General features: G+C 59.7%; 12 protein-coding genes. 3 read left to right on the top strand and 9 right to left on the bottom strand.

The annotated features are described in order from the left end of the window. Position 1: 1 nt before the first annotated feature. The 5 genes from ACIF4X_RS07240 to kdpF form a co-directional block, all read right to left on the bottom strand. Positions 2 to 2653: a DUF4118 domain-containing protein gene (locus ACIF4X_RS07240; protein WP_397481572.1), complete on the bottom strand. Its 2652-nt coding sequence runs from the start codon at positions 2651 to 2653 to the stop codon at positions 2 to 4. Between the two features lie 138 nt (positions 2654 to 2791). After that, a complete protein-coding gene (gene kdpC, locus ACIF4X_RS07235; RefSeq protein WP_397481571.1) occupies positions 2792 to 3337 on the bottom strand; it encodes a potassium-transporting ATPase subunit KdpC in 546 nt (181 codons plus the stop codon). A 229-nt stretch (positions 3338 to 3566) separates the two neighbouring features. Then, positions 3567 to 5630 carry a potassium-transporting ATPase subunit KdpB gene (gene kdpB, locus ACIF4X_RS07230; RefSeq protein WP_397481570.1) on the bottom strand — a complete coding sequence of 688 codons (2064 nt, stop codon included), beginning with the start codon at positions 5628 to 5630 and terminating at the stop codon, positions 3567 to 3569. Between the two features lie 10 nt (positions 5631 to 5640). Next, entirely contained in the window at positions 5641 to 7335 is a 1695-nt protein-coding gene (gene kdpA / locus ACIF4X_RS07225) for a potassium-transporting ATPase subunit KdpA (RefSeq protein ID WP_397481569.1), read from the bottom strand. A gap of 8 nt (positions 7336 to 7343) precedes the next feature. Continuing rightward, positions 7344 to 7433, bottom strand: coding sequence for a K(+)-transporting ATPase subunit F (kdpF, locus tag ACIF4X_RS07220; protein WP_007899818.1), 90 nt, complete (start codon positions 7431 to 7433; stop codon positions 7344 to 7346). Positions 7434 to 7814: 381 nt separating this feature from the next. On the opposite strand from kdpF, the gene eat reads away from it, so the two are divergent. From eat to ACIF4X_RS07205, 3 genes are all read left to right on the top strand, one after another. Then, a complete protein-coding gene (eat, locus tag ACIF4X_RS07215) occupies positions 7815 to 9179 on the top strand; it encodes an ethanolamine permease (protein WP_397481568.1) in 1365 nt (454 codons plus the stop codon). 129 nt (positions 9180 to 9308) lie between these two features. Further along, positions 9309 to 9476, top strand: coding sequence for a DUF2897 family protein (locus tag ACIF4X_RS07210; RefSeq protein ID WP_007908505.1), 168 nt, complete (start codon positions 9309 to 9311; stop codon positions 9474 to 9476). 137 nt (positions 9477 to 9613) lie between these two features. Then, positions 9614 to 10168, top strand: a complete 555-nt coding sequence (locus ACIF4X_RS07205; RefSeq protein WP_397481567.1) for a TetR/AcrR family transcriptional regulator — start codon at positions 9614 to 9616, stop codon at positions 10166 to 10168. Here ACIF4X_RS07205 and fabF read toward each other — a convergent pair. The 4 genes from fabF to ACIF4X_RS07185 form a co-directional block, all read right to left on the bottom strand. Then, entirely contained in the window at positions 10165 to 11439 is a 1275-nt protein-coding gene (gene fabF / locus ACIF4X_RS07200; protein ID WP_397481566.1) for a beta-ketoacyl-ACP synthase II, read from the bottom strand. The genes ACIF4X_RS07205 and fabF overlap by 4 nt on opposite strands. 22 nt (positions 11440 to 11461) lie before the next feature. Next, positions 11462 to 12265 carry an SDR family NAD(P)-dependent oxidoreductase gene (locus ACIF4X_RS07195; protein ID WP_397481565.1) on the bottom strand — a complete coding sequence of 268 codons (804 nt, stop codon included), beginning with the start codon at positions 12263 to 12265 and terminating at the stop codon, positions 11462 to 11464. Positions 12266 to 12479: 214 nt separating this feature from the next. Continuing rightward, positions 12480 to 12815: a ComEA family DNA-binding protein gene (locus tag ACIF4X_RS07190; protein ID WP_397481564.1), complete on the bottom strand. Its 336-nt coding sequence runs from the start codon at positions 12813 to 12815 to the stop codon at positions 12480 to 12482. Between the two features lie 110 nt (positions 12816 to 12925). Next, positions 12926 to 14920, bottom strand: coding sequence for a polysaccharide biosynthesis protein (locus ACIF4X_RS07185; RefSeq protein WP_397481666.1), 1995 nt, complete (start codon positions 14918 to 14920; stop codon positions 12926 to 12928). Positions 14921 to 15177: the final 257 nt, after the last annotated feature.

Genomic DNA, 15177 nt, shown 5'->3' with positions numbered 1-15177 from the left:
ATCAGGCTTCATTGTCCATCCCCGGTTGCGCTTGCAACGGCAAGTGCAAGGTGATGCAGGTGCCGCGTCCGTCGATGCCGTCGGTGACACTGATGCGACCGCCGTGCGCGCCGACCATCCCCTGACAGATCGCCAGCCCGAGGCCGGTGCCCTGACCGCCGCGATCACCTCGGGCTGCGGTGTAGAACATGTCGAAAATCTTCGCCCGTTCATCCTCGGGAATCCCCGGCCCCTCGTCGCTGACCGAGAAGAAAATCTCGTCGTCATTCGCTCCCGCGCTGAGTTGCAAACGACCGTGAACGGGTGAGAACCGCGCTGCGTTTTCCATCACGTTGACCAATGCCTGTTCAATCAGCGCGGCATGGACGAACAGCAACGGCAACTCACCCGGCACATCGGTGCTGACCTGCAACGGTGCCAGCACCGCGCGCAAGCGATTGAGCGAGCTGCCGACGATATCGGCGGGCGACACCCAGTCCCGCGCCAGCTTCAGCGCGCCGTGGCCGAGGCGCGTCATGTCGAGCAGATTCTGAATGTAGCGGTCGAGGCGTTCGGCTTCATCACGGGTGCCTTCGAGCAGTTCACGACGATCCTCCAGCGGGATCGCTTCGCCGAGGGCCAACAGGCTGTCGATGCTGCCGCGCATGGCGGTCAGCGGCGTGCGCAAGTCGTGGGACACCGACGCCAGCAACGCACTGCGCAGTTGTTCAGTTTCGCCGTGCAAGCGCGCGGCTTCCAGGTCATCGGCCAACTGCGCGCGCGCCAGCGCTTGAGCGAGCGGTTGACTCAACGCGGTGAGCAAGCGTCGACGCTGGCCGCTCAAGGTTTGGCCTTCCTTGGCACACACGCCGAGCAACGCCAGCGGTCCCTCCTCGACCGACAGCGGCCACCACCACCAACGTCCGAAGGGCAACGTGCCGGTGCCCATGCCCGCCGGTTGATCGTGTTGCCAGGCCCAATCGGCCGCCGCGCGTTCGGCCTCGGTGAATTGCAGCGGCCCGCCGGTCTCGACTTTCCAGCCGCCCTGGCCGTCGCGGTTGAGCAGACACAGCTGCAGATCGCTCCAGCCATTGAGATGTTGCGCGGCGGCGCTGACCACCGCTTGGCGATCAGTCGCGGCGGTGAGTTTGCGCGACAGGTCGAGCAACTCGGTAGTCTCTTCCTGGGTGTCGCGCAAGGCCTGCAACTGCCGACGCTGACGCGCCGCAAGATTGCCGGTCAGTGCCGCCATCAACAGGAAAAACAACAAGGTCAGCACGTCTTCTTCGCGCTGAATGCTGAAGGAAAAATTCGGCGGAATGAACAAAAAGTCGTAAGTCAGAAACGACAACGCCGCACAGGCCAGCGCCGGGCCGAGGCTGCTGCGTACCGCCACCAGCAACACCGCCGCGAGGAACACCAGCGAGATGTTCGGCAGCGGCAACACACTCGACACCGCCCACGCCAGGGCACTGGCCAAGACCGTGGCGACCAACGCTAGCGCATAGTCGAACCACACCAGTGTCAGCGGGTTTCGCGGCCGCGATTGCGGGCGTTCATGATCATTGTCGAGGACGTTGATTTCCAGGCCATGGGCCTGACGCAACAGACGCGCGGCCAAGCCACCGCCGAACAGTCGACGCCGCCAACTCGGCCGAGACTGGCCGACCAGCACCAGACTCGCACGGCGCTCGGCGGCGTGCTGGACCAAGGTTTTAGCGACTTCACCAGCGCGCAGTAAAACCACTTCCCCCCCGAGGCGCTCAGCCAGTTGCTGAGCACTTTGCAGACGCAGACGTGATTGCTCGTCGCGCACCGCGCCGTTGTCGACGTGCACCAGACTCCACGGCAGATGCCGGCGCTGGGCGACGCGACTGGCGTGGCGCACAAGGCGTTCGGCCTGTTGGTCGCCATCGACGCCGACCAGCAATCGCCCGCGCACTGCCGGGGCGGCCTGACCGAGCTGGCGATAGCCTTGGGCGAGATCGTTGTCGACCTGCGCGGCGGCCGTTTGCATCGCCAGTTCGCGCAATGCGGTGAGGTTGGTCTGGGTGAAAAACGCATCGATCGCCGCGCGCGCCTGCTCCGGTACGTAGACCTTGCCTTCGCGCAGGCGCTCAAGCAATTCGCGCGGCGGCAGGTCGATCAGCAGCAGTTCGTAGGCTTCTTGCAGCACCCAGTCCGGCAGGGTTTCGCGCACTTGCACACCGGTGATGCCGCGTACCTGATCGTTGAGGCTTTCCAGGTGCTGGACGTTGACCGTGGTGAACACATCGATACCGGCGGCGAGCAGTTCCTGAATGTCCTGCCAGCGCTTCGCGTGGCGGCTGCCGGGGGCGTTGCTGTGGGCCAGTTCATCCACCAGCACAAGCTTCGGCGTGGTCGCGAGGATGCCATCGAGGTCCATTTCTTCGAGCATCACGCCACGGTATTCCGAGCGCACCAGCGGTTGCTGCGGCAAGCCGCCGAGCAGCGCTTCGGTTTCGGCGCGGCCGTGGGTTTCGACCACACCGGCAAGAACTTTCACGCCCTGACGCAGCTGCGTGTGCGCAGCCTGAAGCATGGCGTACGTCTTGCCGACACCGGGGGCGGCGCCGAGAAAAACCTTCAGGCGGCCACGGCCGTCACGGTGCAGGTCTGCTAACAGCGCGTCGGCGCGGCCGGAGTCGCTCATGCTTGATGTTCTCTCTTGCTGATTGATCGTTCCCACGCTCTGCGTGGGAATGCAGCCCGGGACGCTCTGCGTCCCACCAAAGCAGACGCAGAGCGTCCATTGATGGATTCCCACGCAGAGCGTGGGAACGATCATCTTCTACAGTTTTTCCAGCGCCATGTTCAGCTCAAGCACATTCACCACCGGCGGCCCCACCAGCGGCTGTTCGATGTGCGCTTCGACCAGTTGCTGCACCGTCGATACCGGCAGATTTCGCGCTGCCGCAACACGCGTCAGTTGATAGGCAATTGCTGCCGGTGGCAAGTGTGGATCGAGGCCGCTGCCCGAGGTAGTCAGCAGGGCCAATGGCACCGGACCCTGGCCGGGAACCTGCAGCTTGTTGGCGTCGTCGATCACCCGCGTGGCGAGTGCCGGATTACTCGGCGCCAGGTTGCTCGCGCTGCTGGAAACCGTCGCAAACGCACCGGCCGATGGCCGTGGATGGAACCATGCATCGCCGACAAAATCCTGGGCGATCAAGGATGAACCGCGGACTTTGCCGCTGGCGTCATGCACCAGGCTGCCGTTGGCTTGAGCGGGGAACGCGACTTGCGCAACGCCGGTTACCACCAGCGGATAGGCGACACCGGTGACCAGGGTCATCAGCACCAGCAGGCTCAGGGCGGGACGTATCATTGTGGACATTTCATAATCCTCGAATTCGTTGGGCAAACTTTGGTGGGGTGTCAGGGAGATCTTTTCCCCCTCACCCCAGCCCTCTCCCCCAAGGGGGCGAGGGGAAAGGGAGCCGATATGCGCGCTTTTCAAAACCTGAGTTCGGCTGGATATTTCAGGTCGGTGCAACTCTCGTAACCACCTCGGTCAGTCCCCTCTCCCTCCGGGAGAGGGTTAGGGTGAGGGGCTCTTTCCCGTCTCACACCAGATGCAAAGCCGTGAGCAACATATCGATCGCCTTGATCCCCACAAACGGCACCGCAATCCCGCCCAACCCATAGATCAACAGATTGCGCCGCAACAACGCCGCCGCACTCGCCGCCTGCACGCGCACACCGCGCAGCGCCAGTGGAATCAGCACGACGATGATCAAGGCGTTGAAGACGATGGCCGAAAGAATCGCGCTTTGCGGACTGGTCAACTGCATGATGTTGAGCACGCCCAGTTGCGGGTAGATCGAGGCAAACAGCGCTGGGAGAATCGCGAAGTATTTGGCCACATCGTTGGCGATGGAAAAGGTCGTCAGCGCACCACGAGTGACCAGCAATTCCTTGCCGATCTGCACCACGTCGAGCAGCTTGGTCGGGTCGCTGTCGAGGTCGACCATGTTCGCCGCTTCGCGCGCTGCTTGGGTGCCGTCGTTCATCGCCATGCCGACGTCAGCCTGGGCCAGCGCCGGCGCGTCGTTGGCGCCGTCGCCGCACATCGCAACCAGACGACCGTCGTTTTGCTCATGACGAATGCGCGCGAGTTTTTTCTCCGGCGTGGCCTCGGCGAGAACGTCATCGACACCCGCTTCAGCGGCGATGGCGGCGGCGGTCAGCGGGTTGTCGCCGGTGACCATCACGGTACGAATGCCGAGTTTGCGCAGTTCGGCGAAACGCTCGCGGATGCCCGGTTTGACCACGTCTTTGAGATGGATCGCGCCGAGCAATTTACCGTCGGCGCAGACCAACAATGGCGTACCGCCGCTCTGCGCGATCTTGTCGATTTCCCGCGACAGGGCCGGGGCCAGGTCCGAACGTTTTTGACCGAGGAAACTCAGCAGCGAGTCCACCGCACCTTTGCGGTAGATGCGACCTTGATAGTCGACGCCGGACAAACGGGTTTCAGCGCTGAACGGCACAGCGGTCAGGGTTTCCAGCGCCGGCTCAGGTTGCGGATGCAGACCGCGCAGGTATTCAACAATGGATTTGCCTTCAGCGGTTTCGTCGGCCAGCGAGGCGAACAGCGCACCTTCTGCCAGCTCGCGACCATTCACACCCGGTGCGGCATATACCGCGCTGCAGCGACGGTTGCCGAAAGTGATAGTGCCGGTCTTGTCGAGCAACAGCACATGCACGTCACCCGCCGCTTCCACCGCGCGACCAGACTTGGCAATCACGTTGAGGCGCACCAGACGATCCATCCCGGCGATACCGATGGCGGACAGCAAACCGCCAATGGTGGTCGGGATCAGCGTGACCAGTAGCGCCACCAGAAACACCAGCGGCAGGCTGCCGTTGGCGAAATGGGCGAACGGTTGCAGGGTCACGACTACCAACAGGAAGATCAGGGTCAGGCCGATCAGCAGGATGTCCAGCGCCACTTCGTTGGGCGTCTTCTGGCGTTTTGCACCTTCGACCAGCGCGATCATGCGATCGAGAGTGGACTCACCGGGGTTGGCGGTGATCTGCACCAGCAGCCAGTCGGACACCAGTCGTGTATTGCCGGTAACGGCCGAACGGTCGCCACCGGACTCACGAATCACCGGCGCCGATTCACCAGTGATCGCCGCTTCGTTGACCGCCGCGATGCCTTCGATGACTTCACCGTCACCAGGGATCATTTCCCCTGCTTCGACGCGCACCACATCACCCTTGCGCAGGCTCGCTGCCGGCACCACTTGAAAGCTGCCGTTGGCCAGTTTGCGTCGCGCGCTGAGGCCTTCACTGCCGGCCTTGAGGCTGTCGGCGCGCGCCTTGCCGCGACCTTCGGCCAAGGCTTCGGCGAAGTTGGCGAACAGCACGGTGAACCACAGCCACAGGGCAATTTGTGCAGCAACAAAAGTTGGCACATCGGCGTCGGGAATGAAGCACAGCACGGTGGTGAAAATCGCGGTCAGTTCGACCACCAGCATCACCGGCGAACGCTTCAATTGCCGAGGGTCGAGCTTGACGAAAGCTTGCACCAGCGCCGGACGCCACAGGGCCGAGATCGCGGTTTTCGGTGCTTCTGCCGACTTGATCGGCTCTGCAGGTTTTGCAGGAACGTGCATATTCATGATGGATTCCTTAGAAGCCCATACTTAAATGTTCGGCGATTGGACCGAGCGCCAGAGTCGGCAGAAAGGTCAGCCCGCCCACCAGCAAAATGGTCACGGTCAGCAGGGTCACGAACAGCGGGCCATGAGTCGGGAAACTGTTCTGGCCGATCGGTGCGGTTTTCTTCATCGCCAGACTGCCAGCCAGCGCCAGCACGGGAAGGATGTAACCGAAGCGACCGATCAACATGCCCAGGCCCAGCATCAGGTTATGGAAAGGCGTGTTGGCGCTCAGACCACCGAACGCCGAGCCGTTATTGGCGCTCGCCGAGGTGTAGGCATAAAGCAACTGGCTGAAACCGTGCGGGCCGGGGTTGCTGATGGTCGCCGCAGCACTGGGAACCGTTGCGGCAATCGCACCGAGGACCAGTACGCCCACCGGCATGACCAGCAAGGTCACCACCAGCAATTGCACCTCACGCGCCTGGAGTTTCTTGCCGAGGTATTCCGGGGTTCGCCCGATCATCAGACCGGCGAGAAACACCGCGATCAGCACGTTGAGCAACATGCCGTAGAGCCCGGCACCGACGCCGCCGAAGATCACTTCACCGACCATCATGTTGACCAGCGCCACCATGCCGCTGAGCGGATTGAGGCTGTCGTGCATGCCGTTGACCGAGCCGTTCGAGGCCGCCGTCGTCGTCACCGACCACAGCACCGTAGCGGTGGTGCCGAAGCGCGATTCCTTGCCTTCCAGCGGCGCAGTCTGTTCGACGGCAGCGTTGTTCAGGGTCGGGTTCGGTTGGTATTCAGCCCACAGCGACGTCGCGCCGCCGATCAGGAACAGCGCGAGCATGCAGGCGATGATCGCGCGGCTCTGGCGCAGGTCCTTGACGTAGTGGCCGAAGGTGAACACCAGCGCCACCGGGATCAGGATGATCGAAGCGACTTCGAACAGGTTGCTCCACGCGGTCGGGTTCTCGAACGGATGCGCCGAGTTGACGCCGAAGAAGCCGCCACCGTTAGTGCCCAGTTGCTTGACCGCAATCTGGCTGGCGGCCGGGCCGAGCGGAATCACTTGATCAACGCCCTGCATTGTTACGGCATTAACGTACTGCGCGAAGGTTTGCGGCACGCCCTGCCAGACCAGATACAGCGCCAGCAGCAGGCACAACGGCAACAGGCCGTAGAGGGTGGCGCGAGTCATGTCGACCCAGAAGTTGCCGAGGGTTTTCGTCGACTTGCGCCCGATGCCACGGCACAGCGCGACCAGCACAGCGAGGCCGGTGGCGGCGCTGACGAAGTTCTGTACGGTGAGACCGACCATCTGGCTCAGATAGCTGAGGGTCGCCTCGCCGCTGTAGGACTGCCAGTTGGTGTTGGTCATGAAACTGACCGCGGTGTTGAACGCCTGCGTCCATTCCTGACCCGGCAGGTTCTGCGGGTTCAGTGGCAAGTGATCCTGAAACAACAGAATCGCGAACAACAGCAGGAAACCGGCAAGGTTGAACGCGAGCAATGCCAGCGTGTACTTCTGCCAGCTCTGTTCAATCTGCGGATCGACCCCGGCGATACGGTAGCAACCGCGCTCGACCGGGCCGAGAACCGGCGTCAGCCAGGTACGCTGACCTTCCATCACTTTGTAGTAGAAGCGCCCGAGCAGCGGCGCCGGCAGCAAGACCACCGCAAAGAACGCGAGGATCAGCCAATAGTCATAACTGTGCATAGCCGCTCCTAGTTCCGATCCGCGCGCAACAGCGCAACCAACAGATAAATGAACAGCCCCACTGCCAACAGCAGTGACACCCCGTCCAGAACGCTCATGGAAGATCTCCGTATTACGGCGTATTGCCGCGTGTGGGGGCATTGTCGGAAAAGAGGCTGTAAAGGAACGAGAGCGAGGGGTGCTGCGGGGCATAAAGAAAGCGTAAATAGTGGGTTTATGCCGGCGTTACAGCAGGTTTTTTCGCCGTCAGGCCGGGGCTCTTCGCGAGCAGGCTCGCTCCCCCCCTGTGGGAGCGAGCCTGCTCGCGAAGACGGCATAACCGCCAACATCGCACCCAACTGGCGCACAAAAAGCAGCTATCCCACCGCGAACATCCCCGATACGACAGCTTTCAACTCATTACGACTTGTTTCACAGCAATGGCACGCCCACTGCAAACGCCGTCCCCGAGCTTTCCAAACCGTTCAGGGAGCAAACGCATGAACACACAACTCAAACTCACGCTGGGCACCTTGCATCTGTGGGGTATCGCCGTCGGGCTGGTGATTTCCGGGGAATACTTCGGCTGGAGTTACGGCTGGGGCGTGGCCGGAACACTGGGTTTCCTCGTGACCTCGTTCATGGTCGCGACCATGTACACCTGCTTTATTTTCAGTTTCACCGAACTCACCACCGCGATTCCTCATGCGGGTGGGCCGTTTGCCTACAGCCGACGCGCCTTCGGTGAAAAAGGTGGATTGATTGCAGGCCTGGCCACGCTGATCGAGTTCGTTTTCGCACCACCGGCCATTGCTCTGGCGATTGGCGCATACCTCAATGTGCAGTTTCCGGCACTCGATCCGAAACACGCGGCGGTCGGTGCGTACATCGTGTTCATGGGGCTGAATATTCTTGGCGTGAAGCTGGCGGCGACCTTTGAGTTGATTGTTTGCGTGCTGGCAGTGGCTGAATTGCTGGTGTTCATGGGCGTGGTCACCCCAGCGTTCAGCTTCAGCAACTTTGCCTTGAATGGCTGGGCCGGCTCCGACGTGTTTGGCGCGCCGGCGATAGCCGGGATGTTTGCCGCCATTCCATTTGCAATCTGGTTCTTCCTCGCCATCGAGGGCGCGGCGATGGCTGCCGAAGAAGCCAAGGATCCGAAACGCACGATTCCCAAGGCGTACATCAGCGGCATCCTGACCCTGGTGTTACTGGCGATGGGTGTGATGTTCTTCGCTGGCGGTGTCGGCGACTGGCGCACCTTGGCCAACATCAACGACCCGTTGCCGCAGGCGATGAAAACCGTGGTGGGCGACAACTCTGGCTGGTTGCACATGCTGGTGTGGATCGGCCTGTTCGGCCTGGTTGCCAGTTTCCACGGCATCATCCTCGGCTACTCGCGGCAGTTCTTCGCCCTGGCCCGCGCCGGCTATCTTCCAGCCTCGCTGGCGAAACTCTCACGCTTCCAGACACCACACCGCGCCATCATCGTCGGCGGCATCATTGGCATTGCCGCGATTTACAGCGACGGTCTGATCAACCTCGGCGGCATGACACTCACCGCCGCGATGATCACCATGGCGGTGTTCGGCGCGATCGTGATGTACATCATGAGCATGCTCAGCCTGTTCAAACTGCGTAAATCTGAACCGAATCTGGAGCGTACCTTCCGCGCGCCGTGCTATCCGTTGATTCCAATGATTGCATTGGTGCTGGCGGTGGTTTGTCTGGTGGCGATGGCGTGGTTCAACGCGTTGATCGGGCTGATCTTCCTCGGCTTCATGGCGGTCGGTTTCGGCTACTTTCTGCTCACCGGGCAACTGCGTGCCAACGCACCGGCCGATGCGATGCTGACGGGCAATTGAGGGATTTCGGGTGAACCCGGTGCAAGCGGCCTAGAATGGAACCACTGCGAGTTCACTTCGCTCAAAAGTGGTATGCAGTGTTGTACGGCGAAATCCTCGTCCGTCGACCTGCCATTAAGGAGAGCCGTTATGCCCTGGTATGCCTGGTTGATTCTGGTGGTTGCAATCGGCTCGATCGTCGGCGGATTAATGATGTTGCGCGACACCGCCAACAAGGTCGATCTGACCGATGAAGAACGCCGACGCGTTGCCCAGCGCAACGCCGAAGCAGATGCCAAAGATGCCCAAGACCGTTGAACACAACCCCGCCTGATCGGCGGGGTTTGTGCTTTTTATAGCCATTGGACCTATCTGCACGCTTTTAAGAAGTAGAAGTACAGTCACCATCTAATTTTCCTTGGTTAAGATGGGGACATTGTTGCGGAGAGTTCCAGATGCGTTACTCGCAGGACCATAAAGCCCAGACCCATCAGCGCATCATCAAGGAGGCTTCGGCACGCTTTCGCAAGGACGGAATCGGCGCTACAGGCCTGCAACCGCTGATGAAGGCGCTGGGTTTGACCCATGGCGGTTTCTATTCACATTTCAAGTCCAAGGACGAGTTGGTCGAGAAGGCTTTGCAGGAAGCCGGCAACCAGGTCGATGGGTTATGTGCCAAGATTTTTTCACAGGATAATCCGCTCGATGTCTTCATCGAGACGTACCTGTCCGAATGGCATCAAACCTCGCCCCATGAAGGCTGCCCATTGCTGACAATCTCTTCGGAGCTGGGCCTGCGCGGCCAACCGAGTCCCACCAGTGACGTGGTACTCAAGGCACGGCTTGAGCAGATCGAGAACAGTCTCGAAGGTGAGAGCAACGCTGACCGCGCCATCGTCATCATGTCGACACTGGTCGGCGCGCTGCTGCTGTCACGCAGCGTCGCGGATGCCGAGTTTGCGCAACGCATCCTCGATGTCACCCGCGACCACCTCAAGAATCGCGACTAAACCTGCCAGCGCTTGAACAATACGCTGGCATTGACCCCGCCGAACCCGAAACCGTTGGACAGTGCATATTCGATCGACATCGGCCGCGCCTTGCCATGCACGATGTCCACCCCTGCACTCGCCGGATCGGGGTTGTCGAAGTTCAGCGTCGGCGGTACCACCTGATCACGAATTGCCAGCAGCGTGAAGATCGCTTCAAGCCCGCCGGCAGCGCCGAGCAAATGCCCAGTGGCGGATTTTGTCGAGGTCACGGCGATTTTATTTTGCGTGCCGAACAACGCTTTGATCGCCGCCAACTCGCCGAGATCGCCCACTGGCGTCGAGGTCGCGTGAGCATTGAGGTGCTGCACCTGATCCGGCTCGATTCCCGCTTGGGCCAGTGCCAGCGTCATCGCCCGCCGGGCACCGCTGCCATCTTCAGGCCCGGCCGTCAGATGATAGGCGTCGGCGCTGGTGCCATAACCGACCAGTTCCGCCAACGGTTTCGCGCCACGAGCCAACGCATGTTCCAGGGATTCAATCACCAACAGCCCCGCGCCCTCGCCCATCACGAAGCCGTCGCGACCGCTGTCGAACGGCCGTGATGCGCGCTCCGGGGTATCGTTGTAACCGCTCGAGAGTGCCCGCGCTGCCGCGAAACCGGCCAAACTGACGCGGTCGATACACGCTTCCGCGCCGCCACACACGGCAATATCCGCTTCACCGGCGCGGATCAAGCGCGCCGCATCGCCAATCGCTTGAACACCCGCAGCGCACGCGGTCACCGGTGCGCCCAGCGGCCCCTTGAGGCCGTGTTGAATGGACACGTGCCCTGCTGCGAGGTTGACCAGAAACGACGGGATGGTAAACGGTGACAAGCGCCGTGGGCCGCGACTGTCTGTCGTGCGTACAGCGTCGGCAATCGCGCCGAAACCACCGACACCGGAACCGATGATCGTCGCGGTACGCTCCTGGCTTTTGCTCTCCGACGGATGCCAATCAGCCTGCTCAAGCGCCTGCCGGGCAGCCTCCATGGCGAACAGAATAAAGCGGTCCATCTTCTTCTGTTCCTTGGGTGGAGTGGCGCGATCCGGATCAAATCCTGCTTCAGCATCCTCCTCCAGCGTCGGCACCGCGCCGCCGACTCGCGTGGGTAAATCAGCAACCGTTGCCTCAGGCAAGTTACGCAAACCAGAACGCCCGGCCAGCAAACGTTGCCATACGACTTCGAGATCGCTGCCCAAGGGTGAAACCAGGCCCATGCCCGTGACGACTATTCGACGCGAATCCATACCGTGATGACCTCTGATCAATTCAATTGCCGGACTTATAACGTTGGGCTGCCGAGCTGCGGGATAGGTTCGGTGCCATGACATGGCGAGCCGCAACAAAGGCGTGCCATTCGCTTGCATCAGGCAGCGAAGGAATGGTGATCAACTCGCCCTGATCCAGCCCGGCCAGCGCCGCATCGACCATCTCGCCTGCGTCCATGACCATTTCTGCCGGAATGCCACTGGCATCGATGCCGGAGCGCTCCCAGATTTCGGTGCGGGTCACACCCGGCAGCACGGCCTGGATCTGCACGCCGGTGCCTTCGAGTTCAGTGTTCAGCGACTGCGTCAGGCTCAGTACATAAGCTTTGCTGGCGCTGTAGGTCGCGTTGAAGCGCTCCGGAAACAACGCCACCACCGAGGCGATATTGATGATCGTGCCACGACCGGCCTTGGCGAAACTGGCGGCTGCGGCCGATGCCAGGCGGGTGACGGCGGTGATGTTCAACTGAATCAGTTGCTCCAACTGGTCCATATCGGCGTTGGCCAGCAGTCCGTCCGCCGCCACACCGGCGTTATTGACCAGCAAGCTGATACTGGAATCGCTGCGCAGGCGTTGTTCGAGTTTGAGCACGTCATCCTTCTGCGTCAGGTCGGCCTTGAGTACTTCAACCTGAACGCCATGGGCATCACGCAACTGGCTCGCAGCACTTTCCAGACGATCCTTGTCACGGGCCACCAGTAGCAGATCAAAACCACGTGCCGCCAAACGGTCAGCGTAAATTGCGCCGATACCGGACGATGCGCCGGTAACCAGAGCAGTACCTTGGGATTGTGCAGAATTCATGAGAGTGCTCCTGGAATACAGATGGAGGAAATCGCCGCTGAAGCGCGCTGGCCCAACACACCGGCAAATTATTATAGCCATAATCCAAACACAATATGATAGACGTAATTTTAGATTGTTCGACGAGCGCCCTTTCCACTGCTATCCGCTGCCATGCACTGGGCAAAACAAAAAGGCCGGTCAATGACCGGCCTCTTGGCATAGAACATTCAGCTTAGTTGACTTCCAGCTTGTCGCGGTTGCGATCCAGAATCGCCTTGCCAATCCCCTTCACTTCCAGCAACTCTTCCACCGATGCAAAAGGCCCGTTTGTTTCACGATACGTAACAATTGCTTTGGCCTTAGCCTCACCGACTCCAGCGAGTTCCTTTTGCAGCGTCGCTGCGTCGGCATCGTTGAGATCGACTTTTGCACTTTGGGAAGGTGTCGCTGTATCCATGACCAAAGGCGCTTTAGGCGACTCCGCCGGCGCAATAGGTGCGGCGATAGCGGCGATCGAGGCGCTGGTGAGGAAAGCGAAAATCAGAGAGTAAAAATAACCGGTACGCATTAGTGACGCTCCATCATCATTTGAGAAAGCAGCTTTTCCGAAGCTGCTCTCCAAACGTAGGTCATGGTGGAGCTATGTCAAAAATGCGTGCGTTACAGAATGTGAAACAATCAGGGTTCGAGGCGGCGCTGCTGATAGATCCAGTCGACGATTTCGCCGTCGGGGGTGTAGCCGGAGACGGTTTTGCGCAGGAGTTGGCGGACACGGGAATAGTCGTCTTTCTCAACAGCTATGAGCAAGTCATTCAACCTCACCTTCAGGACATCCCAAGGCAGGTGATCTTCATTTGCCGTCATGATCATCGGATGCGACGTGGCCGCTACGTTATCGCCGATCAGCAATTCTTCGTAAAGCTTCTCGCCAGGACGCAAACCGGTGAATTCGATCGAGATGTCACCCTGAGGATTGCGCTCGGAGCGAATGCTCAAACCCGACAGGTGAATCATTTTCTCTGCGAGTTCGACGATCCTGACCGGTTCTCCCATGTCCAGCACAAAGACATCTCCGCCCTGACCCATGGAGCCGGCTTGAATCACCAACTGTGCCGCTTCAGGGATTGTCATGAAGTAGCGGGTGATTTTCGGGTGAGTAACCGTTAACGGTCCGCCGGTTTTGATCTGGCTGTGGAACAGCGGAATAACCGAACCCGACGAGCCCAGTACGTTACCGAAGCGCACCATGGTGAAGCGGGTCTTGTTAACCCGAGAAACATTGGCCTTGTCACCAAACAGCACCGGGGCGACTTCGCGACTCAGAGCTTGGAGAATCAATTCGGCCAGACGCTTGGTACTGCCCATGATATTGGTTGGCCGAACCGCCTTGTCAGTGGAAATCAAGACAAAGTTCGAAACTCCAGACTGCAAAGCAGCTTGGGCAGTATTAAGCGTTCCAATCGCGTTATTTAAAACACCCTCGGCGATATTATGTTCGACCATGGGTACATGCTTATAAGCAGCTGCATGGTAAACAGTGTCAACCTTCCAGGTTTTCATGACATCCAGCAGTTTTTCCTGATGGCGGATTGAACCGAGAATCGGAAGAAGCTGAACAGGGACCGACTCCCGTGTACCTCGCTGCTCCAGCTCAGAAAGAATGCTGTATAGATTGAACTCGCTGTGCTCGAACAACAAAAGCGCACTGGGCGCCAGCGAAAAAATCTGCCGACATAATTCCGCGCCAATTGAACCACCGGCACCAGTAACCATTACTGTCTTGCCCTTGATGCAGCGCTCAAGCAGATCCGGCTGAGCTGGAACAGAATCGCGCCCCAGCAAATCGGCGATATCAACTTCCTGAATGTCTTCGACCTTTACCCTGCCGCTTGCCAAGTCGGTAAAGTTGGGAACACTGCGTATATGAAGCGGGTAGCCCTCAAGAAAATTAAGGATTTCCCGGCGCCGCGCCCGGGTCGACGATGGCAGTGCGAGGAGGATCTCCTGAGCGCCTGTAGCATCGATCATCTGTTGAATGTGTTTGGGTTTATAAACCTGCAATCCTGAAATAGACCGATCAGCAATACTCGCATCGTCGTCGATAAACGCCACAGGCCGCATGACCCGTCCCATCCGCAACGCAGCAACCAGTTGGTTACCGGCGACCCCTGCACCATAAATGGCGACCTTGGTCAGACCATCATCGCGACTGGTGAAGGGCACATGCTGGGCGGCGGTGAACCAGTCGCCCATGAAATACTGACGCATGCAAAGACGCAGACCACCGATGATGACAAGACTAAGCCACCAGTAATTGAAGATAATGGACCGCGGAACAACGGCTTCGTGGTTGCTGTACCAGTAAACAACCACGGCAAGAATCAGCGATGAAAGACTGACGGCTTTGATGATCGCAATAAGCGCGTCATTACCGAAATAGCGCATGACGGCACGATACATGCCGAAGCGAATGAACAGGGGAATGGCGATAAGTGGTGCGCAAGCAAAAAGCCAGAAATGAATCTTCAGTGGGTTATACATGTCGTCTATGCCCAGACGAACGATGAACGCAAGCCACAAGGCGACCCATACCAGAAAAATATCCGTGGCGACCTGAATCAAGCGCTTTCGCCGTCTCGGCAACCCCACCAGATAGGTCCTGACTTTATCCATAAATACCTCACTCACCTCATGCTTCTCCCTCAGACCGCCACATCACCGTAGTGAACTCCAAAAGCATAACGCATTGATCTGAAAAACCTGAAAGATCCAGCCATGATTTCTCAGGCATCGGGAGATAACCCTCTTCCATTCGAGGTGGCCTCATCGGGTAGACCGATAAAACGGGTGGAATATCCCGCTGAAATGTTCGAGCTGCGCCGCTCGCGAGCGACCGTCAGCGACAAGCGCTGCATCCAGGGCGTGCGTTG

The organism is Pseudomonas sp. NPDC085632 (assembly GCF_044541255.1).
Lineage (GTDB): Bacteria > Pseudomonadota > Gammaproteobacteria > Pseudomonadales > Pseudomonadaceae > Aquipseudomonas.
This window is presented reverse-complemented; position numbering and strand designations above follow the sequence as displayed.

Excerpts from the sequence above, each read along its gene's own strand:
- ACIF4X_RS07240 (WP_397481572.1), bottom strand. The coding sequence starts at position 2,653 with ATGAGCGACTCCGGCCGCGCCGACGCGCTGTTAGCAGACCTGCACCGT.
- ACIF4X_RS07195 (WP_397481565.1), bottom strand. The coding sequence starts at position 12,265 with ATGAATTCTGCACAATCCCAAGGTACTGCTCTGGTTACCGGCGCATCG.
- ACIF4X_RS07210 (WP_007908505.1), top strand. The coding sequence starts at position 9,309 with ATGCCCTGGTATGCCTGGTTGATTCTGGTGGTTGCAATCGGCTCGATC.
- fabF (WP_397481566.1), bottom strand. The coding sequence starts at position 11,439 with ATGGATTCGCGTCGAATAGTCGTCACGGGCATGGGCCTGGTTTCACCC.
- ACIF4X_RS07190 (WP_397481564.1), bottom strand. The coding sequence starts at position 12,815 with ATGCGTACCGGTTATTTTTACTCTCTGATTTTCGCTTTCCTCACCAGC.
- ACIF4X_RS07205 (WP_397481567.1), top strand. The coding sequence starts at position 9,614 with ATGCGTTACTCGCAGGACCATAAAGCCCAGACCCATCAGCGCATCATC.
- kdpF (WP_007899818.1), bottom strand. The coding sequence starts at position 7,433 with ATGAGCGTTCTGGACGGGGTGTCACTGCTGTTGGCAGTGGGGCTGTTC.
- kdpB (WP_397481570.1), bottom strand. The coding sequence starts at position 5,630 with ATGAATATGCACGTTCCTGCAAAACCTGCAGAGCCGATCAAGTCGGCA.
- ACIF4X_RS07185 (WP_397481666.1), bottom strand. The coding sequence starts at position 14,920 with ATGGATAAAGTCAGGACCTATCTGGTGGGGTTGCCGAGACGGCGAAAG.
- kdpC (WP_397481571.1), bottom strand. The coding sequence starts at position 3,337 with ATGTCCACAATGATACGTCCCGCCCTGAGCCTGCTGGTGCTGATGACC.
- eat (WP_397481568.1), top strand. The coding sequence starts at position 7,815 with ATGAACACACAACTCAAACTCACGCTGGGCACCTTGCATCTGTGGGGT.
- kdpA (WP_397481569.1), bottom strand. The coding sequence starts at position 7,335 with ATGCACAGTTATGACTATTGGCTGATCCTCGCGTTCTTTGCGGTGGTC.